19 protein-coding genes and 1 other annotated feature are annotated in these 21355 nt (G+C 52.3%); of the genes, 15 read left to right on the forward strand and 4 right to left on the reverse strand.

What is annotated here, in order from left to right; all coding sequences use genetic code 11:
- The first annotated feature begins 15 nt into the window (after nt 1-15).
- Nucleotides 16-1398: a DNA repair protein RadA gene (radA, locus tag NNO08_RS15330; RefSeq protein WP_271441704.1), complete on the forward strand. Its 1383-nt coding sequence runs from the start codon at nt 16-18 to the stop codon at nt 1396-1398.
- Between the two features lie 140 nt (nt 1399-1538).
- Nucleotides 1539-2771, forward strand: a complete 1233-nt coding sequence (gene nadR, locus NNO08_RS15335; RefSeq protein ID WP_271449385.1) for a multifunctional transcriptional regulator/nicotinamide-nucleotide adenylyltransferase/ribosylnicotinamide kinase NadR — start codon at nt 1539-1541, stop codon at nt 2769-2771.
- 295 nt (nt 2772-3066) lie between these two features.
- Here the strand turns inward: nadR and ettA are convergent, their stop codons facing one another.
- Entirely contained in the window at nt 3067-4734 is a 1668-nt protein-coding gene (ettA, locus tag NNO08_RS15340) for an energy-dependent translational throttle protein EttA (RefSeq protein ID WP_005123940.1), read from the reverse strand.
- Between the two features lie 331 nt (nt 4735-5065).
- Here ettA and sltY point away from each other — a divergent pair, with 331 nt between their 5' ends.
- Both sltY and trpR read left to right on the forward strand, forming a co-directional pair.
- On the forward strand, nt 5066-7003 hold the full coding sequence (gene sltY / locus NNO08_RS15345; protein ID WP_271457026.1) for a murein transglycosylase: 1938 nt from the start codon (nt 5066-5068) through the stop codon (nt 7001-7003).
- Between the two features lie 90 nt (nt 7004-7093).
- Nucleotides 7094-7420 (forward strand): trp operon repressor, encoded by a 327-nt coding sequence (gene trpR / locus NNO08_RS15350; protein WP_271441702.1) that lies wholly within the window; start codon nt 7094-7096, stop codon nt 7418-7420.
- 100 nt (nt 7421-7520) lie between these two features.
- Here trpR and yjjX read toward each other — a convergent pair whose 3' ends face one another.
- Nucleotides 7521-8036: an inosine/xanthosine triphosphatase gene (gene yjjX / locus NNO08_RS15355; RefSeq protein ID WP_271441701.1), complete on the reverse strand. Its 516-nt coding sequence runs from the start codon at nt 8034-8036 to the stop codon at nt 7521-7523.
- Nucleotides 8037-8107: 71 nt separating this feature from the next.
- Here yjjX and gpmB point away from each other — a divergent pair, with 71 nt between their 5' ends.
- On the forward strand, nt 8108-8755 hold the full coding sequence (gpmB, locus tag NNO08_RS15360; RefSeq protein WP_271441700.1) for a 2,3-diphosphoglycerate-dependent phosphoglycerate mutase GpmB: 648 nt from the start codon (nt 8108-8110) through the stop codon (nt 8753-8755).
- Here the strand turns inward: gpmB and robA are convergent.
- Nucleotides 8752-9621, reverse strand: a complete 870-nt coding sequence (gene robA / locus NNO08_RS15365; protein WP_137383794.1) for an MDR efflux pump AcrAB transcriptional activator RobA — start codon at nt 9619-9621, stop codon at nt 8752-8754. The genes gpmB and robA overlap by 4 nt on opposite strands.
- 211 nt (nt 9622-9832) lie before the next feature.
- On the opposite strand from robA, the gene creA reads away from it, so the two are divergent.
- From creA to creD, 4 genes are read left to right on the forward strand one after another with little or no spacing between them, the layout of a single operon-like run.
- Complete coding sequence (gene creA / locus NNO08_RS15370; RefSeq protein ID WP_137383793.1) at nt 9833-10306, forward strand: protein CreA; 474 nt, start codon at nt 9833-9835, stop codon at nt 10304-10306.
- Nucleotides 10307-10318: 12 nt separating this feature from the next.
- Nucleotides 10319-11008, forward strand: a complete 690-nt coding sequence (gene creB / locus NNO08_RS15375) for a two-component system response regulator CreB (protein ID WP_271457027.1) — start codon at nt 10319-10321, stop codon at nt 11006-11008.
- Nucleotides 11008-12432, forward strand: a complete 1425-nt coding sequence (gene creC / locus NNO08_RS15380; RefSeq protein ID WP_271457028.1) for a two-component system sensor histidine kinase CreC — start codon at nt 11008-11010, stop codon at nt 12430-12432. The genes creB and creC overlap by 1 nt, the downstream gene beginning before the upstream one ends.
- A gap of 57 nt (nt 12433-12489) precedes the next feature.
- Nucleotides 12490-13836: a cell envelope integrity protein CreD gene (gene creD / locus NNO08_RS15385; RefSeq protein WP_271457029.1), complete on the forward strand. Its 1347-nt coding sequence runs from the start codon at nt 12490-12492 to the stop codon at nt 13834-13836.
- Nucleotides 13837-13896: 60 nt separating this feature from the next.
- On the opposite strand, the gene arcA is transcribed toward creD, so the two are convergent.
- Nucleotides 13897-14613 (reverse strand): two-component system response regulator ArcA, encoded by a 717-nt coding sequence (gene arcA, locus NNO08_RS15390; RefSeq protein WP_001194359.1) that lies wholly within the window; start codon nt 14611-14613, stop codon nt 13897-13899.
- A 95-nt stretch (nt 14614-14708) separates the two neighbouring features.
- Between arcA and yjjY the strand changes: the two genes are divergently transcribed.
- The 6 genes from yjjY (at nt 14709) to thrC (ending at nt 21098) form a co-directional block, all read left to right on the forward strand.
- Nucleotides 14709-14849 carry a protein YjjY gene (gene yjjY, locus NNO08_RS15395; RefSeq protein ID WP_001541509.1) on the forward strand — a complete coding sequence of 47 codons (141 nt, stop codon included), beginning with the start codon at nt 14709-14711 and terminating at the stop codon, nt 14847-14849.
- A 399-nt stretch (nt 14850-15248) separates the two neighbouring features.
- On the forward strand, nt 15249-15935 hold the full coding sequence (locus tag NNO08_RS15400; RefSeq protein ID WP_271457030.1) for a tRNA/rRNA methyltransferase: 687 nt from the start codon (nt 15249-15251) through the stop codon (nt 15933-15935).
- A 329-nt stretch (nt 15936-16264) separates the two neighbouring features.
- Nucleotides 16265-16391: a sequence feature (Thr leader region), on the forward strand.
- Nucleotides 16270-16335 carry a thr operon leader peptide gene (gene thrL, locus NNO08_RS15405; protein WP_032337689.1) on the forward strand — a complete coding sequence of 22 codons (66 nt, stop codon included), beginning with the start codon at nt 16270-16272 and terminating at the stop codon, nt 16333-16335. It overlaps the preceding feature by 66 nt.
- Before the next feature lie 23 nt (nt 16392-16414).
- Nucleotides 16415-18877, forward strand: coding sequence for a bifunctional aspartate kinase/homoserine dehydrogenase I (gene thrA / locus NNO08_RS15410; RefSeq protein ID WP_271449377.1), 2463 nt, complete (start codon nt 16415-16417; stop codon nt 18875-18877).
- Nucleotide 18878: 1 nt separating this feature from the next.
- On the forward strand, nt 18879-19808 hold the full coding sequence (gene thrB / locus NNO08_RS15415; protein WP_271441693.1) for a homoserine kinase: 930 nt from the start codon (nt 18879-18881) through the stop codon (nt 19806-19808).
- 3 nt (nt 19809-19811) lie between these two features.
- Nucleotides 19812-21098, forward strand: coding sequence for a threonine synthase (gene thrC, locus NNO08_RS15420; protein WP_271457031.1), 1287 nt, complete (start codon nt 19812-19814; stop codon nt 21096-21098).
- Nucleotides 21099-21355 lie beyond the last annotated feature (257 nt).

The following is a 21355-nucleotide window of genomic DNA, read 5'->3' on the forward strand; positions in this document are numbered from 1 at the left end:
CAAAAGAGGTTAAACGTGGCAAAAGCTCCAAAACGCGCCTTTGTTTGTAATGAATGTGGGGCCGATTACCCGCGCTGGCAGGGTCAATGTAGCGCTTGTCAGGCCTGGAACACCATTACCGAGGTACGTCTTGCGGCGTCGCCTACGGTGGCGCGTAACGAGCGGCTCAGCGGCTATGCCGGGAATGCGGGTGTCGCAAAGGTGCAGAAGCTGTCTGATATTAGCCTCGAGGAGTTGCCGCGTTTTTCTACCGGTTTTAAAGAATTCGATCGCGTACTGGGCGGCGGTGTGGTGCCGGGTAGCGCCATTCTGATTGGCGGTAACCCCGGAGCAGGGAAGTCGACGCTGCTGCTACAAACGTTGTGCAAACTTGCCGAGCAGATGAAAACCTTGTACGTCACAGGGGAAGAATCTTTGCAGCAGGTTGCGATGCGCGCACACCGACTGGGTCTTCCGACGGCGAATCTGAACATGCTGTCGGAAACCAGCATTGAGCAAATTTGCCTGATTGCAGAAGAAGAACAGCCGAGGCTGATGGTTATCGACTCCATTCAGGTGATGCATATGGCGGATATTCAGTCTTCGCCAGGCAGTGTGGCGCAGGTACGGGAAACCGCCGCTTACCTGACGCGCTTTGCTAAAACGCGTGGTGTGGCGATTGTTATGGTCGGCCATGTCACCAAAGACGGGTCGCTGGCCGGGCCAAAGGTGTTGGAGCACTGTATTGACTGCTCGGTGCTGCTCGACGGTGATGCCGACTCCCGTTTTCGTACCCTGCGTAGCCATAAGAACCGTTTTGGTGCGGTGAATGAGCTGGGTGTCTTCGCGATGACCGAACAGGGACTGCGCGAAGTCAGCAACCCTTCTGCTATCTTTTTAAGTCGCGGTGATGAAGTTACCTCCGGCAGCTCAGTAATGGTGGTCTGGGAAGGGACACGTCCATTACTGGTAGAGATTCAGGCGCTGGTCGATCACTCCATGATGTCGAATCCACGTCGCGTGGCGGTTGGGCTGGAACAAAACCGTCTGGCGATTCTGCTGGCAGTACTGCACCGTCACGGTGGTTTGCAGATGGCGGATCAGGACGTGTTCGTCAATGTGGTGGGTGGCGTAAAAGTCACTGAAACCAGTGCCGATCTGGCGCTGCTGCTGGCGATGGTTTCCAGCTTACGCGACAGACCGCTACCGCAGGATTTAGTCGTCTTTGGTGAAGTGGGGCTGGCAGGCGAAATCCGCCCGGTGCCCAGCGGTCAGGAACGTATTTCGGAAGCGGCGAAGCACGGCTTCCGCCGGGCGATTGTGCCTGCCGCCAACGTACCGAAAAAAGTACCGGAAGGAATGCAGGTTTTTGGCGTTAAAAAGCTTGCAGATGCGCTAAGCGTGTTTGACGACTTATAATCCTCTGTATGCAGTGATGTTGTATAATTTGCCGGATGGTGACGCAATGCGTCTTATCCGGCCTACGGATTGATGTTGTAGGCCTGATAAGCGAAGCGCCATCAGGCAGTGTTACGCGATTTTTCCAGCAGGAGGCTCTTGTGTCATCGTTCGACTATCTCAAAACCGCCATAAAGCAAAAGGGCTGTACCCTGCAACAGGTGGCGGATGCCAGTGGCATGACCAAGGGATATTTAAGCCAACTGCTGAATGCCAAAATCAAAAGCCCCAGCGCGCAAAAACTGGAGGCGCTGCACCGTTTTTTGGGGCTTGAGTTTCCCCGTCAGCAGAAAAACATCGGTGTGGTATTTGGCAAGTTTTATCCGCTGCATACCGGTCATATCTATCTTATTCAGCGCGCCTGTAGTCAGGTAGATGAACTGCATATCATCATGGGCTATGACGATACACGCGACCGCAGCCTGTTTGAAGACAGTGCCATGTCACAACAGCCAACGGTCTCCGATCGTCTGCGCTGGCTGTTGCAGACCTTCAAATATCAGAAAAACATCCGTATCCATGCCTTCAATGAGGAAGGCATGGAGCCTTATCCGCACGGTTGGGATGTCTGGAGCAATGGCATCAAAACGTTTATGCAGGAGAAGGGGATTCAGCCTAACTGGATTTACACCTCTGAAGAATCTGATGCCCCGCAATATCTTGAACATCTGGGCATTGAAACGGTACTGGTTGATCCCAAACGGACATTTATGAGCATCAGCGGCGGGCAAATTCGAGAAAACCCATTCCGCTACTGGGAATATATCCCGACTGAAGTGAAACCGTTTTTCGTGCGCACCGTGGCGATCCTCGGTGGAGAGTCGAGCGGCAAATCGACGCTGGTGAATAAGCTTGCCAATATCTTCAACACCACCAGTGCGTGGGAATATGGCCGTGATTACGTCTTTTCCCATTTGGGGGGCGACGAGATGGCGTTGCAATACTCGGACTACGACAAGATTGCGCTGGGACAGGCACAGTACATTGATTTCGCAGTGAAATATGCCAATAAAGTGGCATTTATCGACACTGACTTTGTGACCACTCAGGCATTCTGTAAAAAGTACGAAGGGCGTGAGCATCCGTTTGTGCAGGCATTGATTGACGAATACCGCTTTGACCTGGTGATCCTGCTGGAAAACAATACTCCGTGGGTGGCGGATGGATTACGCAGCCTTGGGAGTTCGGTTGACCGTAAGGCATTTCAGTCTCTGCTGGTGGAGATGCTACAGGAAAACAATATCGATTTTGTCCACGTGGAAGAGCCTGACTATGATGGCCGGTTCCTGCGCTGCGTGGAGCTGGTGAAAGAACTGATGGGTGAGCAGAGGTAGGTTTTAATGCCGGATGCGCTGCGCTTATCCGGCCTACAAGTCGCACTAACCTCATAGGCAGGATGACCTGCGCGTATTCGGCTTACAAGTCGTACTTATCTCGTAGGTGGGGTGGCGCTGCGCTTATTCGGCTTACAAGTCGCACTAACCTCGTAGGCGGGGGGGGCGTGCTTATCCGGCCTACAAGTCGCACCAACCTCATAGGCAGGATGACCTGCGCGTATTCGGCTTACAAATCGTACTAATCCCGTAGGCCGGATAAGGCGGAACGCCGCCATCCGGCGCTTAACGGTAATTACTTAGAAATACGCTTATACTTAATACGCTTCGGCTCCAGCGCATCAGCGCCCAGCGTGCGTTTTTTGTACTCTTCGTATTCGGTAAAGTTACCTTCAAAGAACTCGACTTTACCTTCATCCTGGTAATCCAGAATGTGGGTGGCGATACGGTCAAGGAACCAACGGTCGTGCGAGATAACCATCGCACAGCCTGGGAATTCCAGCAGGGCGTTTTCCAGCGCGCGCAGGGTTTCGATATCCAGGTCGTTTGTCGGTTCATCGAGCAGCAGCATATTACCGCCAACCTGCAGCAGTTTCGCCAGGTGCAGACGACCACGCTCACCGCCGGACAGTTCGCCTACGCGTTTACCCTGATCAACACCTTTAAAGTTGAAGCGGCCTACGTAGGCACGGCTTGGCATTTCGGTGTTGCCGATACGCATAATATCCAGCCCGCCGGAGACTTCTTCCCACACGGTTTTGCTGTTGTCCATGGCATCACGGAACTGGTCAACAGACGCCAGCTTCACGGTTTCACCCAGTTCAATGGTGCCGCTGTCAGGCTGTTCCTGACCGGACATCATGCGGAACAGGGTGGATTTACCTGCACCGTTCGGACCGATGATACCGACAATTGCCCCTTTTGGTACTGAGAAGCTCAAATCGTCAATCAGTACGCGATCGCCGTAGGATTTACGCAGATTGGTCACTTCAACGACTTTATCGCCCAGGCGTGGTCCTGGTGGAATAAACAGTTCGTTGGTTTCGTTACGTTTCTGGTATTCGGTATTGTTGAGTTCTTCAAAGCGCGCCAGACGGGCTTTGCCCTTAGACTGACGGCCTTTAGCACCCTGACGTACCCACTCCAGCTCTTTCTCAATGGATTTACGACGCGCAGCTTCCTGAGAGGCTTCCTGAGCCAGACGCTGATCTTTTTGTTCCAGCCATGAGGAGTAGTTACCTTCCCACGGAATACCTTCACCACGGTCAAGCTCCAGAATCCATCCGGCAACATTATCAAGGAAGTAACGGTCGTGGGTAATCGCCACAACGGTCCCTTCAAAGTCGTGCAGGAAGCGTTCCAGCCACGCGACGGATTCGGCATCCAGGTGGTTCGTCGGTTCGTCGAGCAGCAGCATGTCTGGTTTTTCCAGCAGCAGGCGGCACAGTGCGACGCGGCGACGTTCACCACCGGAGAGCTTCTCAATTTTGGCATCCCAGTCCGGCAGACGCAGGGCATCGGCGGCACGTTCGAGCTGCACATTCAGATTATGACCGTCATGCGCCTGAATAATCTCTTCAAACTTGCCCTGTTGCGCAGCAAGTTTATCGAAATCTGCGTCTGGTTCTGCGTATTTCGCATACACTTCATCCAGGCCTTTCAGTGCGTTAACCACTTCGGCAACCGCTTCTTCAACGGATTCTCGAACAGTGTGTTCCGGGTTCAGCTTCGGTTCCTGTGGCAGGTAACCGATCTTGATACCCGGCTGCGGACGTGCTTCACCTTCGATATCGGTATCAATGCCGGCCATGATACGCAGCAGGGTAGATTTACCCGCACCGTTCAGACCGAGCACCCCGATTTTTGCGCCTGGGAAGAAGCTCAGAGAGATGTTTTTAAGAATATGACGTTTCGGCGGAACGACTTTGCCGACACGATGCATGGTATAAACGAATTGGGCCACGTTGGACTCGCCTCTATGTTTATCCCGTCATACTTCAAGCCGCAGATGCGTTGGCTGTGTGCGTTCACCCCAGTCACGTACTTTTGTACGCTCAGGGGATTCACTCCCTCGCCGCCTTGCTGCAACTTGAATTATTTAGGGCTAATTATTGGTAAATAGTTATCAAAGGCGAAGTGTAGCCTTTTTCATTGCCCAATCCCAGCCAGCAGATCTCACTCGCAACAAAAGTAAAAAAGTGTCCGTGACGTGGCACATTCTGCAATGTCTGGTTAGCATGAACTAATTAAGCGGCATGATGCTGCACAGACGTAAACGACAAGAGGAAGAGCTTGTGGACAAAGCCAAACAATTTACCTGGCGCCTGCTGGCTGCCAGCGTATGTCTGCTGACGGTCAGTCAAGTGGCGCGAGCCGATTCCCTGGATGAGCAGCGCAATCGCTATGCGCAAATTAAGCAGGCCTGGGATAACCGACAAATGGACGTCGTAGAGCAGATGATGCCCGGCCTGAAGAACTATCCTCTGTACCCCTATCTGGAATATCGCCAGATCACTGACGACTTGATGAATCAGCCTACCATCACCGTAACGAACTTTGTGCGCGCTAACCCGACGCTCCCACCGGCACGTACTCTGCAATCGCGTTTTGTGAACGAACTGGCGCGCCGCGAAGACTGGCGCGGGCTGCTGGCATTTAGCCCGGATAAGCCTGGCACTACTGAGGCGCAATGTAACTACTACTATGCGAAATGGAGCACCGGGCAAACCGAAGAGGCCTGGCAGGGCGCAAAAGAGTTGTGGTTAACCGGCAAAAGCCAGCCGAATGCGTGTGACAAATTATTCGGCGTATGGCGCGCTTCCGGCACTCAGGACCCGCTGGCGTATCTGGAACGTATCCGTCTGGCGATGAAGGCGGGGAATACCGGACTGGTGACTGCGCTGGCCGGACAGATGCCAGCACAGTATCAGACAATCGCGCAGGCAATCATCGCGCTGGCGAACGATCCTAATTCGGTGATGACCTTTGCGCGCACAACCGGTGCAACAGATTTTACGCGGCAGATGGCGGCGGTGGCTTTTGCCAGCGTAGCCCGTCAGGATGCGGAAAATGCGCGTTTGATGATCCCTTCATTGGCGCAAGCACAACAGCTTAATGACGATCAAATTCAGGAGCTGCGTGATATCGTTGCCTGGCGCCTGATGGGCAATGATGTGACCGATGAGCAGGCGAAATGGCGCGATGATGCGATTATGCGCTCACAATCCACCACGCTTGTGGAACGTCGTGTGCGCATGGCGCTGGGGACCGGGGACCGTCGCGGGCTGAACACCTGGCTGGCGCGCCTGCCGATGGAGGCGAAAGAAAAAGATGAGTGGCGTTACTGGCAGGCGGATCTGCTGCTGGAGCGGGGACGCAATGATGAAGCGAAAGAGATCCTGCATCAGCTCATGCAGCAGCGCGGTTTCTACCCGATGGTGGCCGCGCAAAGGCTGGGAGAAGAGTACGCGTTGAAAGTGGATAAAGCGCCAGCGAATGTTGACTCTGCCCTGACTCAGGGGCCGGAAATGGCACGTGTTCGTGAACTGATGTACTGGAACCTGGACAATACCGCACGCAGTGAGTGGGCGAATCTGGTTACCAGTCGCACGAAGTCTGAACAGGCACAATTGGCGCGTTATGCGTTTAATAACCACTGGTGGGATCTGAGCGTGCAGGCGACGATCGCCGGTAAGCTGTGGGATCATCTGGAAGAGCGCTTCCCGTTGGCTTACCAGGATCTGTTTACCCGCTACACCCGCGGAAAAGATATTCCACAGAGTTATGCGATGGCCATTGCACGTCAGGAAAGCGCCTGGAACCCGAAAGTAAAATCGCCGGTAGGTGCCAGTGGGCTGATGCAGATTATGCCGGGCACGGCGACGCATACGGTGAAAATGTTCTCGATTCCAGGTTACAGCAACCCAAATCAGTTGTTAGATCCTGATACCAATATCAACATCGGTACTAGCTATTTGCAGTACGTGTACCAGCAATTTGGCAACAACCGTATCTTTTCTTCTGCGGCGTATAACGCCGGCCCGGGACGCGTTCGTACCTGGCTTGGCAATAGCGCAGGTCGTATTGATGCCGTGGCGTTTGTCGAAAGTATTCCGTTCTCGGAAACGCGAGGATATGTGAAGAACGTGCTGGCATACGATGCTTACTACCGTTATTTCCTCGGGGATAAACCGACGTTGATGAGCGACGCAGAATGGCAACGTCGTTACTGATCGCGTTGAGTGTGTTATGCTATCGTACTCGTTAAAGAGTACAAAAGGGGGAAGCAAGCACGCTTCCCCCCGCAACGATGGCGACATTTTATGACCCAGCAATCACCCTATTCAGCAGCGATGGCAGAACAGCGTCACCAGGAGTGGTTACGTTTTGTCGACCTGCTTAAACAGGCTTACGAGCAAGATTTACATCAGCCACTGCTCAATTTGATGTTAACGCCGGATGAGCGCGAAGCGCTGGGAACGCGCGTGCGCATCATTGAAGAGTTGTTGCGTGGTGAGATGAGCCAGCGCGAGCTAAAAAACGAACTTGGGGCCGGGATTGCCACCATTACGCGTGGTTCCAACAGTCTCAAGTCGGCACCCGTAGAGTTACGCCAGTGGCTGGAGCAGGTGTTGCTCAAAAACGGCTGATTCGTCGTAGGCCGGATAAGGCGAAGCCGCCATCCGGCAACATTGCAGCGAAATACCTGATGGCGCTGTGCGTATCAGGCCTACAACATAGCGCAAATAATTACCGATACACCGCGTTATGAAATGGGCTTAACGCCAGAATCACCGCCTGGTGATAGACGCTCGAACGTGTCAGTTTGCCCGCGGTAAAGACGCCAATTGCGCCCTCCTTACGGCCAATCTCATCAATACCCGTGTAATCCGACATCACCGGACCGAGCGCTTCACCCAGGCGTACTCTGTCGAGAATGACGGCAGGCAATGGCAGCGTAGCAGAACGGGCTTCGCCACGCTGGATACCGTTATCAATTACCACCCAACTGAAAGTGGCGTCATCGTCAATTCCCGCTTCAATAGCGACCCAGAAATCAGCCTGCGGGTGCAGGCGGCGCGCGTTATCAACGCGATTTCGTGCGCCAGTGCGCGTTTCCTGGTTTCCAAAAGGCTGTTCCGGCACGCCACTCTCGACGGCGATGGGTTCAATATGGCAGGATCCTTCCCCGAAAATCTCTTCAAATGCCCGCAGAATTGCCTGAATTTTGGCAGGATTGGTGGTCGCAGAGATAACCTTGTGCATAATTAAGCTCAGTTTGAAAATTCATCGCAGAGTCTACTCAAAGTACGACGAGTATATAACGGAAAAAAAGCATGTTACAGGTATACCTTGTTCGCCATGGTGAAACGCAGTGGAACGCCGAGCGACGTATTCAAGGCCAGTCAGACAGCCCACTGACCGCTAAAGGTGAGCAGCAAGCCATGCAGGTTGGTGAACGCGCCCGCTCGTTTGGCATTACGCACGTTATCAGTAGCGATTTAGGTCGTACACGACGCACTGCAGAAATTATCGCTCAGGCGTGTGGCTGTGAGATCACTTATGATGCGCGCCTGCGTGAACTCAATATGGGCGTGCTGGAAAAACGCCATATCGATACACTGACCCCGGAAGAAGAGGGCTGGCGTCGTCAGTTGGTGAACGGTACGGTGGATGGTCGTATTCCGGAAGGGGAATCGATGCAGGAACTGAGCGATCGTGTCAACGCGGCGCTGGCATCCTGCCTGGAACTGCCGCCGGGGAGTCGTCCATTGCTGGTGAGCCATGGTATTGCGCTGGGCTGCCTGGTGAGTACTATTCTGGGATTGCCTGCATGGGCTGAGCGTCGTTTGCGTCTGCGCAACTGCTCTATTTCTCGCGTCGATTACCAGGAAAGTTTATGGCTGGCACCGGGCTGGGTGGTTGAAACGGCAGGGGACATCTCGCATCTGGATGCCCCTGCGTTGGATGAACTACAGCGTTAACGGCGGATAGGAATCAGGAATTCGCAGCGCAGGTTAATAGGGCGATCTCCCGCTTTGGCATCTTCTGCCGGGTAGTATCGCTCTATATCCTGCCCTTTACGGCGAGTCAGGTTCAGCATTGGCATGCAGGTGCCGTACACCGTCAGGATAAACTCCTGCACGCCCGTCCCCAGACCCTCATAGGTAAACATCACATACTCGCCGCCCTGTAACAGGATGGGTTGCGCCGACTGCACGTATCCGTTGGCCTGCTCTGGTGTGAGCGCGGTGGTATAAAACACTTCCTGTTCGTCATCTTTCTCAATGCTGGGACGCGTTTCATTGAGTCCGTACAGAACCTGCGGGATCGCAGGAGCCTGAGCAAGGAAGTCGCGCCAGAACTGGATCCGCATTTCATGACGGAAATCTGAAATCTGCTCAAGCGAGCAGGAATAACTCTGCGTGGTACCCAGCAGTGGTGTATCTTCCAGCGTGACGAATTCATGTGCTGGCATGGCAAATTCCCCGAGGCGCATCGGAGGGCGAATACCGAAAGCGCTCCATTCCGGTGAACGACGATACAGCGCAGGTGTCTGGGAAAATTGCTTTTTGAACGCGCGGGTAAACGTCTGTTGAGAATCGAAGCGATACTGTAGGGCGATGTCCAGTATTGGACGCGCAGTCAGGCGTAGCGCCACTGCGGACTTCGATAAACGACGAGCACGGATATAGGCGCCAATAGCGTGGCCCGTCACGTCCTTGAACATTCTCTGCAGATGCCACTTGGAATAGCCTGCTTTTGCCGCCACATTGTCAAGCGACAAAGGCTGATCCAGATGGCCTTCCAGCCAGATTAAGAGGTCGCGAATAATGCCAGCCTGATCCATAAAATATCCTCATCCTTTCAACAACGAGTACCTGACGTCAGGTATGAGGATAATAGCATTTTTTGCTGTTTTAGCATTCAGTGTTTTTTTTGCTCATAAGTGCTTTTTTCGCACATACGAAAGCGTGATTATTGTAATCCTGTGATCTGTATACGTTTTATCTTAGAATGTCTAATAATTACACAGAGTAACATTTAAGAATGGTAACAATATGAAATATAAGAGCTTAGTCATTTCCTCAATTCTGCTGATGATGGCGCAGGTTGCCCATGCGGAGCAGATTGGATCTGTCGATACCGTGTTCAAAATGTTTGGACCGGATCATAAAATTGTGGTCGAGGCATTTGATGATCCTGATGTCACTAATGTGACCTGCTACGTTAGCCGCGCCAAAACGGGTGGCATTAAAGGTGGGCTCGGTTTGGCTGAAGATACTTCCGACGCGGCTATCTCCTGTCAGCAAGTGGGGCCGGTGGAGCTGAGCGACAGAATTAAAAACGGCAAAGCCCAGGGCGAGGTGGTCTTTAAGAAACGTACGTCTCTGGTGTTTAAATCCTTACAGGTCGTGCGTTTTTATGATGCGAAACGCAACACGCTGGCCTATCTGGCCTATTCAGATAAGGTGGTTGATGGATCGCCCAAAAATGCTATCAGTGCGGTACCCATCATGCCGTGGCAGCGATAACAGGTAGGCAAAATGCAACAGGCGCTGATCTGGTTGGTTGAGGACGAGCAGGGGATTGCGGATACGCTTATCTACATGCTGCAGCAGGAAGGTTTTAGCGTTGAAGCCTTTGAGCGTGGATTGCCCGTGCTGGAAAAATCACGCCAAAGATGTCCGGATGCGATCATTCTGGATGTCGGACTCCCGGATATCAGCGGCTTTGAACTGTGCCGGCGATTACTGGAACGTCACCCGGCATTGCCAATCCTCTTTCTGACTGCGCGTAGCGATGAAGTCGATCGCCTGCTGGGGCTGGAAATCGGTGCGGATGATTATGTGGCGAAACCCTTCTCTCCGCGTGAGGTGTGCGCCCGCGTGCGTACGTTGCTGCGACGGGTGAAAAAATTCTCCACGCCTTCACCGGCGACGCGGTGCGGTGATTTTGAACTCAATGAGCTTGCCGCACAGATTACCTGGTTTGGTATGCCGTTAAATCTGACACGCTATGAATTCTTGTTGCTGAAAACATTACTGCTGTCGCCGGGACGCGTCTACTCACGCCAACAGTTAATGGATTTAGTCTGGGCCGATGCCCAGGATACTTTTGACCGAACGGTAGACACGCACATTAAAACGCTGCGTGCCAAACTGCGGGCCATCAACCCGGAGCTCTCGCCGATTAATACACATCGTGGTATGGGATACAGCCTGAGGAGCACCTGATGCGCATTGGCATGCGTTTGCTGCTGGGCTACTTTCTGATTGTCGCCGTTGCCGCCTGGTTCGTTCTGTCCATCTTTGTACAGGAGATTAAGCCCGGCGTTCGTCGTGCGACGGAAGGTACGTTGATTGATACCGCTACGCTGCTGGCCGCGCTGGCGCGTGATGATTTGCTTTCTGGCTCTCCCTCCCACGGCAGGTTGGCGCAGGCATTTTCGCAACTGCATGATCGTCCTTTTCGCGCCAATATCAGTGGTATTAACAAAGTGCGCAATGAGTATCACGTCTACATGACGGACGCGCAGGGCAAGGTGGTGTTTGATTCCGCCAACAAAGCCGTAGGCGAAGATTATTCTCGCTGGAACGACGTATGGTTAACGCTGCGTGGGCAGTATGGCGCACGAAGTACGCCACAGAACCCGGCCGATCCGGAAAGTTCGGTGATGTATGTTGCCGCACCGATTGTTGACCGCGGACGTATTATTGGTGTGCTCAGTGTCGGCAAACCAAATGCGGCAATGGCTCCTGTTATTCAGCGTAGCGAGCGGCGAATACTGTGGGCCAGCGCCGTGTTACTGGGGATCGCCTTAATGATTGGCGCAGGAATGGTATGGTGGATAAACCGGTCTATCGCGCGGCTGGCACGCTATGCTGATTCTGTCACTGAGAATCGCCCCGTTGCGCTTCCGGATCTTGGTAGCAGTGAGCTACGCAAGCTGGCGCAGGCGCTGGAAAGTATGCGCCTGAAGCTGGAGGGCAAGAATTACATTGAGCAGTACGTCTATGCGTTGACGCATGAGCTCAAAAGCCCGCTGGCGGCGATTCGCGGCGCGGCAGAAATCTTGCGCGAAGGCCCGCCGCCCGGTGTGGTCGTGCGATTTACCGATAATATTTTGACGCAGAATGCGCGCATGCAGGTGCTGGTCGAAACGCTGTTACGCCAGGCCAGACTGGAGAACCGGCAGGATATTACGTTGACGCCGGTGGTAGTAGATACTCTATTTTCCCAGCTCAAAGAGGTGCGTAGCGTGCAACTGGCCGCAAAAAACATCACGCTTACCGTCGTACCTTCATCGCTGACGGTTGACGCCGATGCCGCACTGCTGGAGCAGGCGTTGGGTAATCTGCTGGATAACGCCATCGATTTTACGCCGGAGAACGGGACAATTGTATTGAGCGCGCATTCGCAGGAGGACCGCGTCACAATACAGGTCAGTGATAACGGCAGTGGCATACCTGACTTTGCGTTGCCGCGTATTTTTGAGCGTTTCTATTCGCTGCCCCGCGAGAATGGGCATAAAAGCAGTGGGCTGGGGCTGGCGTTTGTCAGTGAGGTTGCGCGATTGCATCGTGGTGACGTGGCGTTGTGCAACCGGTCAGAAGGCGGGGTGCAGGCCTCGTTTACACTTCACCGTCACTTCACATAACTTCAAATTCCCCGCACATAGCTGTTCTACCTTGCTGACATCGCAAAGGAGAACGCTATGTTTAAATCACCCCTGTTTTGGAAAATAGTCACCTTAGGTGGCGCTATGCTGCTGCTGTTAATTCCACTGACGATGGTCAGGCAGATAATTGTTGAGCGGTCAGACTATCGTAGTGAGGTAGAAGATGCTATCCGACAGAGCACCAGCGGACCGCAAAAGGTGGTAGGTCCGCTGATTGCCGTCCCGGTGACGGAACTGTATACCGAGCTGGAAGGTGACAAACAGATCCAGCGAAAGCGTAGCTACATCCACTTCTGGTTGCCGGAATCGCTGGTTGTTGAGGGTAACCAGAATGTTGAAGCGCGTAAGATAGGTATTTATGAAGGACAGGTCTGGCACAACGATTTGTCGGTGAAGGCCGAGTTTAATGCTGAACGCCTCAGTGAACTAAACCATCCCAATATCACCATCGGCACACCTTTTGTGGTGGTTGGGGTGGGCGATGCGCGCGGTATTGGCGTCGTGAAGGCTTCGCAGATTAATGGAATATCGCTGGCGGTCGAACCTGGTACAGGATTGGATGGTCGTGCTCAGGGGATCCACATTCCGCTACCGGACGCCGGCTGGGCGGAAAAAAGTCTCAGTGTCGTGTTGTCGCTTAATCTAAGTGGAACAGGTGATTTTTCCGTTGTCCCGGTTGGGCGTAATAGCGAAATGACCGTGACCAGCAACTGGCCACATCCTAATTTCCTCGGTGATTTTCTTCCGGCTAAGCGTGAAGTCAGTGAGTCAGGATTTAAGGCGCAATGGCAAAGTAGCTGGTTCGCGAATAATCTGGGGGAGCGCTTTGGCGATGAGAAGATTGGCTGGCAGGGTATGCCCGCATTTAGCGTCGCTGTGGCTACGCCTGCGGATCAGTATCAATTGACAGACAGAGCGACAAAGTATGCCATTTTATTGATTACACTAACTTTTATGTCTTTCTTTGTGCTCGAAAGTATGACCAGCCTTCGACTGCACCCGATGCAATATCTGTTGGTGGGATTATCTCTGGTGATGTTCTATTTGCTGTTGTTGGCGCTGTCGGAGCATGTTGGTTTTACTGCCGCATGGATTGTCGCCAGCCTGGTTGGCGCGCTGATGAACGGCGTGTATTTACAGGCGATACTACAGGGATGGCGTAACAGTCTGTTTTTTACCGCAGCATTGCTGGGACTGGATGGCGTGATGTGGGCACTGTTGCGTTCGCAGGATAGCGCTTTATTGCTGGGAACGGGTGTACTGTTACTGGCGCTTTGTGGGGTCATGTTCCTGACGCGTCATCTTGACTGGCACGCACTTGCACAGCCAAAGCCCAAAACGGAGAACGCAACTGAGGACGATGAATTACGGCTGTGGAAATAGGGGTGTAGTGAAATGAAAAACGGCGCATAAAGCGCCGTTTTTATACCAGTCAGGATGATATTAATCCTGCAGGTCGCCGCAGAAACGGTAGCCTTCACCGTGAATGGTAGCGATGATTTCTGGTGTATCCGGCGTGGATTCGAAGTGCTTACGAATACGGCGGATTGTTACGTCAACGGTACGGTCATGCGGCTTCAGTTCGCGACCGGTCATTTTTTTCAACAGTTCTGCGCGAGACTGGATCTTGCCCGGATTCTCACAGAAGTGAAGCATGGCACGGAATTCGCTACGTGGCAGTTTATACTGCTCGCCGTCAGGGCCAATCAGAGAGCGGCTGTTGATGTCCAGCTCCCAACCATTGAACTTGTAGCTTTCGACGCTACGACGCTCTTCGCTCACTGTGCCCAGATTCATGGTACGGGACAGCAGGTTACGAGCACGGATAGTCAGTTCGCGTGGGTTAAACGGCTTGGTGATGTAATCGTCAGCGCCGATTTCGAGGCCGAGAATTTTATCGACTTCGTTATCACGGCCCGTCAGGAACATCAGTGCAACGTTAGCTTGTTCGCGGAGTTCACGCGCTAACAGAAGACCATTTTTACCTGGCAGATTGATATCCATAATCACAAGGTTGATGTCATATTCAGAGAGGATCTGATGCATTTCCGCGCCATCTGTCGCCTCGAATACATCATAGCCTTCCGCTTCGAAAATGCTTTTCAACGTGTTACGTGTTACTAACTCGTCTTCAACGATAAGAATGTGCGGGGTCTGCATGTTTGCTACCTAAATTGCCAACTAAATCGAAACAGGAAGTACAAAAGTCCCTGACCTGCCTGATGCATGTCGTAAATTAACATGATCGGCGTAACATGACTAAAGTACGTAATTGCGTTCTTGATGCACTTTCCATCAACGTCAACAACATCATTAGCTTGGTCGTGGGCACTTTCCCTCTGGACCCGACAGTGTCAAAAACGGCTGTCATCCTAACCATTTTAACAGCAACATAACAGGCTAAGACGTACCGGACACCCAATAAAACTACGCTTCGTTGACATATATCAAGTTCAATTGTAGCACGTTAACAGTTTGATGAAATCAACGTATCTAAATGATAGCTTTCATCACAAAATTGCAATATTACAACTAGTTGCACGCGCTAATTAATAAATGTAATGAATCCAATCTATGAGAACCATTCTAAATTAAATTATCATGGATAAACAGAAGGATATGCAACTTCTGTTAACATAAAAAGCAATAGTGCAGGCAGGAAATAGTTTAGCATTTTTTACTGAATGTGAAATGCTTTTTCAGTGATTCCTGTTAAAAATATGTAAATTCGCGCTGCGTAATATGTTGATGCACATCACATAATTATCTGCAGGCCGGTCAAAAAGAGTATCAAAATGCGTTTAACAATTATTCTGGTTGCTCCAGCCAGAGCCGAAAATATTGGCGCGGCAGCGCGTGCTATGAAAACCATGGGATTCACGCAATTGCGGATCGTTGATAGCGAGGCTCATCTGGAGCCTGCGACGCGATGGGTGGCACATGGTTCAGGTGACATTATTGATAATATTAACGTTTTTCCAACGTTAGCCGATGCGTTGCACGACGTTGATTTTACCATCGCCACCACGGCTCGTAGCCGCGCGAAGTTCCATTATTACGCCACTCCGGTCGAGCTGGTTCCCTTGTTGCAGGAAAAATCAACGTGGATGGATCACGCCGCGTTGGTGTTCGGCCGTGAAGATTCGGGGCTGACAAATGAAGAATTAGCGCTAGCGGATGTGCTAACCGGCGTGCCGATGGTGGCTGACTACCCTTCACTGAATTTGGGTCAGGCGGTGATGGTGTATTGCTATCAATTAGCAGGTTTAATACAACAACCGGCAAAAAATATTGAGGTGACGGATGAGCTTCAGTTGCAGGCGTTACGTGCCCGGGTTTTGCAATTATTAGCCACGCTGGACGTTGCGGATGATATCAAGCTCACGGATTGGCTACAGCAGCGGATGGGGTTGTTAGGACAGCGAGATACAGCAATGTTGCACCGTTTTTTACATGATATTGAAAAAAATATTACAAAATAAAATGTCTTCTTTGTTTTGTTTTTTAGCGTTTGATTCTGACTTCAAGTGGGGTGCGCATGCTGTATTGGTTGAAAATAAAAGGGCAAGCAGTCGCTCGTGAACAAGTTTCGGAATGTGATCAATTTAAAAATTTATTGACTTAGGTCAGCAGATACTTTAACCCTAAAAGAATACAAGACAGACAGATTACCCGTCATACTTCGAGTTGCATGTGCGTTGGCTGCATTCGCTTACCTCAGTCACATAGTTTTCTATGCTCCTGAGGGTTCGCTCACTTGCCGCCTTCCTGCAACGCGAATTATTTAGGGTACATAATTACAGAGCACACAACATCATGAAACGCATCAGCATCACCATTACAACAACCATCACCATTACCACAGGTAACGGTGCGGGCTGACGCGTACAGGAAACACAAGAAAAAGCCCGCACCTAAACAGTGCGGGCTTTTTTTTCGACCAAAGGCAACGAGGTAAACCATGCGAGTGTTGAAGTTCGGCGGTACATCAGTGGCAAATGCAGAGCGCTTTCTGCGAGTTGCCGATATTCTGGAAAGCAATGCCAGGCAGGGGCAGGTCGCGACTGTTCTTTCTGCCCCCGCAAAAATTACGAACCATCTGGTGGCGATGATTGAGAAGACCATCGGTGGTCAGGACGCTTTAGCCAATATCAGTGACGCCGAACGTATTTTCTCAGAGCTTTTGGTTGGCCTCGCCGCCGCGCAGCCGGGCTTCCCGCTGACGCAGCTTAAAGCCTTCGTTGAACAAGAATTTGCCCAAATTAAACATGTCCTGCACGGTATCAGCCTGCTGGGACAGTGCCCGGACAGCATTAACGCTGCGCTTATTTGCCGTGGCGAAAAAATGTCGATCGCTATCATGGCAGGCCTGCTGGAAGCGCGTGGGCATCACGTTACCGTTATCGATCCGGTTGAGAAACTACTGGCGGTAGGTCATTACCTCGAATCTACCGTTGATATCACCGAATCTACGCGTCGCATCGCAGCCAGCCGTATTCCAGCAGATCATATGATTTTGATGGCAGGCTTCACTGCCGGGAATGAAAAAGGTGAGCTGGTGGTGTTGGGGCGCAATGGCTCTGACTACTCTGCCGCTGTGCTGGCTGCCTGTTTACGCGCGGACTGTTGTGAGATCTGGACCGATGTTGATGGTGTATATACCTGCGACCCGCGCCAGGTTCCTGATGCCAGGCTGTTAAAGTCGATGTCTTATCAGGAAGCGATGGAGCTTTCTTACTTTGGCGCCAAAGTATTACACCCGCGAACCATTACCCCGATTGCTCAGTTCCAAATCCCTTGCCTGATTAAAAACACCGGAAACCCACAAGCACCAGGTACACTGATCGGTGCCAGCAGCGATGAGGACGATTTGCCGGTAAAAGGTATTTCTAACCTCAATAACATGGCGATGTTCAGCGTGTCGGGACCCGGGATGAAAGGCATGGTAGGCATGGCGGCTCGCGTTTTCGCGGCGATGTCTCGTGCCGGTATCTCAGTGGTGCTGATCACGCAGTCTTCTTCTGAATACAGCATCAGTTTCTGCGTGCCGCAAGGCGACTGCATACGGGCGCAGCGGGCGATGCAGGATGAATTCTACCTTGAGCTGAAAGAAGGGCTGCTGGAGCCACTGGCGGTGACTGAACGCCTGGCGATCATCTCAGTGGTTGGTGACGGCATGCGTACGCTACGCGGTATCTCGGCGAAATTCTTCGCCGCGCTGGCCCGCGCCAACATCAATATCGTGGCCATCGCGCAAGGCTCGTCTGAGCGCTCCATTTCGGTGGTAGTCAATAACGATGACGCAACCACGGGTGTGCGTGTGACCCATCAGATGTTGTTCAATACGGACCAGGTGATCGAAGTCTTTGTTATTGGCGTTGGCGGTGTAGGTTCCGCACTGCTTGAGCAGCTCAAGCGTCAGCAAAGCTGGTTGAAGGGCAAACATATCGATCTGCGTGTGTGCGGTGTGGCGAATTCGAAGGCCTTACTGACGAATGTTCATGGTCTGAACCTGGAAAACTGGCAATCGGAACTGGAGTGCGCGAAAGAGCCTTTCAACCTCGGCCGTTTGATCCGTCTGGTAAAAGAATACCATCTGCTTAACCCGGTGATCGTCGACTGTACGTCAAGCCAGGCGGTGGCAGACCAATATGCCGATTTCCTGCGTGAAGGTTTCCACGTGGTCACCCCGAACAAAAAAGCCAATACCTCGTCGATGGATTACTACCATCAGCTGCGTTTCGCTGCCGCGAAATCCCGGCGTAAATTCCTGTACGACACCAACGTTGGCGCAGGATTACCAGTTATTGAGAACCTGCAAAACCTGCTTAGCGCGGGTGATGAGCTACAACGTTTCTCCGGTATCCTCTCCGGCTCGCTGTCGTTTATTTTCGGCAAGCTTGATGAAGGGATGAGCTTCTCGCAGGCTACCACGCTGGCACGGGAGTTGGGTTACACCGAACCCGATCCGCGTGATGATCTCTCTGGTACGGATGTGGCGCGTAAACTCCTGATTTTGGCGCGTGAAACTGGCCGCGAACTGGAGCTTTCTGACATTGTCATTGAGCCGGTGCTGCCAGAAGCATTTGATGATTCTGGTGATGTTTCCGCGTTTATGACGAATTTGTCGCAACTGGACGATGAGTTTGCCGCTCGCGTCGCGAAAGCCCGTGATGAGGGTAAAGTATTGCGCTATGTTGGCAATATCGAAGAAAACGGCGTTTGCCGGGTGAAAATCGCTGAAGTGGATGGTAACGATCCGCTGTTCAAAGTGAAAAACGGTGAAAACGCGCTGGCGTTCTACAGCCATTACTATCAGCCCTTACCACTGGTGCTGCGCGGATATGGTGCGGGTAATGATGTTACGGCGGCAGGTGTATTTGCCGATCTTCTTCGCACCCTTTCATGGAAGTTAGGAGTCTGACATGGTGAGAGTTTATGCCCCGGCTTCCAGTGCCAATATGAGCGTCGGGTTTGATGTGCTTGGCGCGGCGGTCACCCCCGTAGATGGTTCACTGTTGGGTGATGTGGTCTCGGTTGAGGCGGCTGACCAGTTCAGCCTGAATAACCTGGGGCGCTTTGCGAATAAGCTGCCATCAGCGCCGCGGGAAAATATCGTCTATCAGTGCTGGGAGCGCTTCTGTCAGGAATTGGGTAAAGCCGTTCCGGTTGCGATGACGCTGGAAAAAAATATGCCGATTGGTTCCGGGTTAGGCTCCAGCGCCTGTTCCGTTGTGGCCGCACTGGTGGCGATGAACGAATTTTGTGGTAAACCGCTCAACGATACGCGGCTGTTGGCGATTATGGGCGAACTGGAAGGGCGTATCTCCGGCAGTATTCACTACGATAATGTCGCCCCGTGCTTTTTGGGCGGCATGCAGTTAATGATCGAAGAAAACGGCATTATCAGCCAGCAGGTGCCAGGCTTTGATGAGTGGCTGTGGGTACTGGCGTATCCAGGCATTAAAGTTTCCACGGCGGAAGCGCGGGCGATTTTACCTGCACAGTATCGTCGTCAGGACTGTATTGCCCACGGGCGGCATCTGGCAGGGTTTATTCATGCCTGCTATTCCCGTCAGCCAGGGCTTGCCGCGAAGCTGATGAAAGATGTTATTGCTGAGCCATACCGTACCCGCTTGCTGCCCGGCTTTAGTCAGGCACGTCAGGCGGTAGCGGAAATTGGCGCGCTGGCTAGCGGTATTTCCGGGTCGGGGCCGACGCTGTTCGCCTTATGCGATAAACCGGATACGGCACAGCGCGTAGCAGACTGGCTGGGTAAAAATTACCTGCAAAATCAGGAAGGCTTTGTTCATATTTGCCGGTTGGACACGGCGGGCGCACGGGTACTGGGATAATCAATGAAACTCTATAATCTGAAAGATCACAACGAACAGGTCAGCTTTGCGCAGGCCGTCACGCAAGGGCTTGGCAAGAATCAGGGATTGTTTTTTCCGCACGATCTGCCGGAATTTAATCTGACAGAAGTGGATGAGATGCTGAACCAGGATTTCGTTAGCCGCAGTGCTAAGATCCTTTCCGCATTCATTGGCACAGAGATCCCACAAGAGATCCTGGAAGAACGCGTGCGAGCGGCATTTGCATTTCCGGCACCGGTTGCTCAGGTCGAAGGTGATGTCGGCTGTCTGGAGCTGTTCCATGGTCCGACACTGGCGTTTAAAGACTTTGGCGGGCGCTTTATGGCGCAAATGCTAACGCACATCAGCGGTGACAAACCGGTGACTATCCTGACCGCGACATCCGGAGACACCGGGGCGGCGGTTGCACATGCTTTTTATGGCCTGAAAAATGTGCGTGTGGTGATCCTCTACCCAAATGGTAAGATCAGCCCATTGCAGGAGAAACTGTTCTGTACGCTGGGCGGCAATATTGAAACCGTCGCGATTGATGGTGACTTTGATGCCTGCCAGGCACTGGTGAAACAGGCGTTTGATGATGAAGAGCTGAAGGCGGCTTTGGGTCTGAATTCCGCTAACTCCATCAACATCAGCCGCCTGCTGGCGCAAATCTGCTACTACTTTGAAGCCGTGGCTCAACTGCCGCAGGAAGCGCGTAACCAACTGGTTATTTCTGTTCCCAGCGGTAACTTTGGCGATCTGACTGCGGGTCTGCTGGCGAAATCACTTGGCTTGCCAGTGAAGCGCTTTATTGCGGCTACCAACGTCAACGATACGGTTCCACGTTTTCTTGCCGAAGGCGAGTGGGCACCGAAAGCGACTCAGGCGACCTTATCGAATGCCATGGACGTTAGCCAGCCAAACAACTGGCCGCGTGTGGAGGAACTGTTCCGCCGTAAAATATGGCGCCTGAATGAGTTGGGCTATGCAACTGTGGATGATGCAACTACGCAGGACACCATGCGTGAGCTGCAGCAGAAAGGTTATACCTCAGAACCGCATGCTGCGGTGGCGTATCGTGCACTGCGTGACCAGTTGAATCCGGGCGAATATGGCCTGTTCCTTGGCACCGCACATCCGGCGAAATTTAAAGAAAGCGTTGAACAGATTCTGAATGTCACGCTGGATCTACCAAAAGAGCTGGCTGAACGTGCAGATTTACCGCTGCTCTCTCACCATCTGCCTGCTGATTTTGCTGCGCTGCGTCAGTTAATGATGACCCGCAGTTAATTGTTGTGCCCGGTGACGCTCTGCTTACCGGGCAGACGACACCTGCTATCCTGTAACAGGTAGGCGATACTTGCTAACAATCTGAGTCGGGTTTTACCCGGCTTTTTTTATGGAGAAAATAAGGAGGAAATAGGTAGCAAAAAAGGAGAAATTCCCAATAAATGCGGTAACTTAGAGATTAGGATTGCGGAGAATAATAACTTCTATTCCCTTCACGTAATCTCCTTTTATCGACCCGATAAGGGCAATGATAAAAA

The organism is Citrobacter sp. Igbk 17 (assembly GCF_028069775.1).
GTDB lineage: Bacteria > Pseudomonadota > Gammaproteobacteria > Enterobacterales > Enterobacteriaceae > Citrobacter.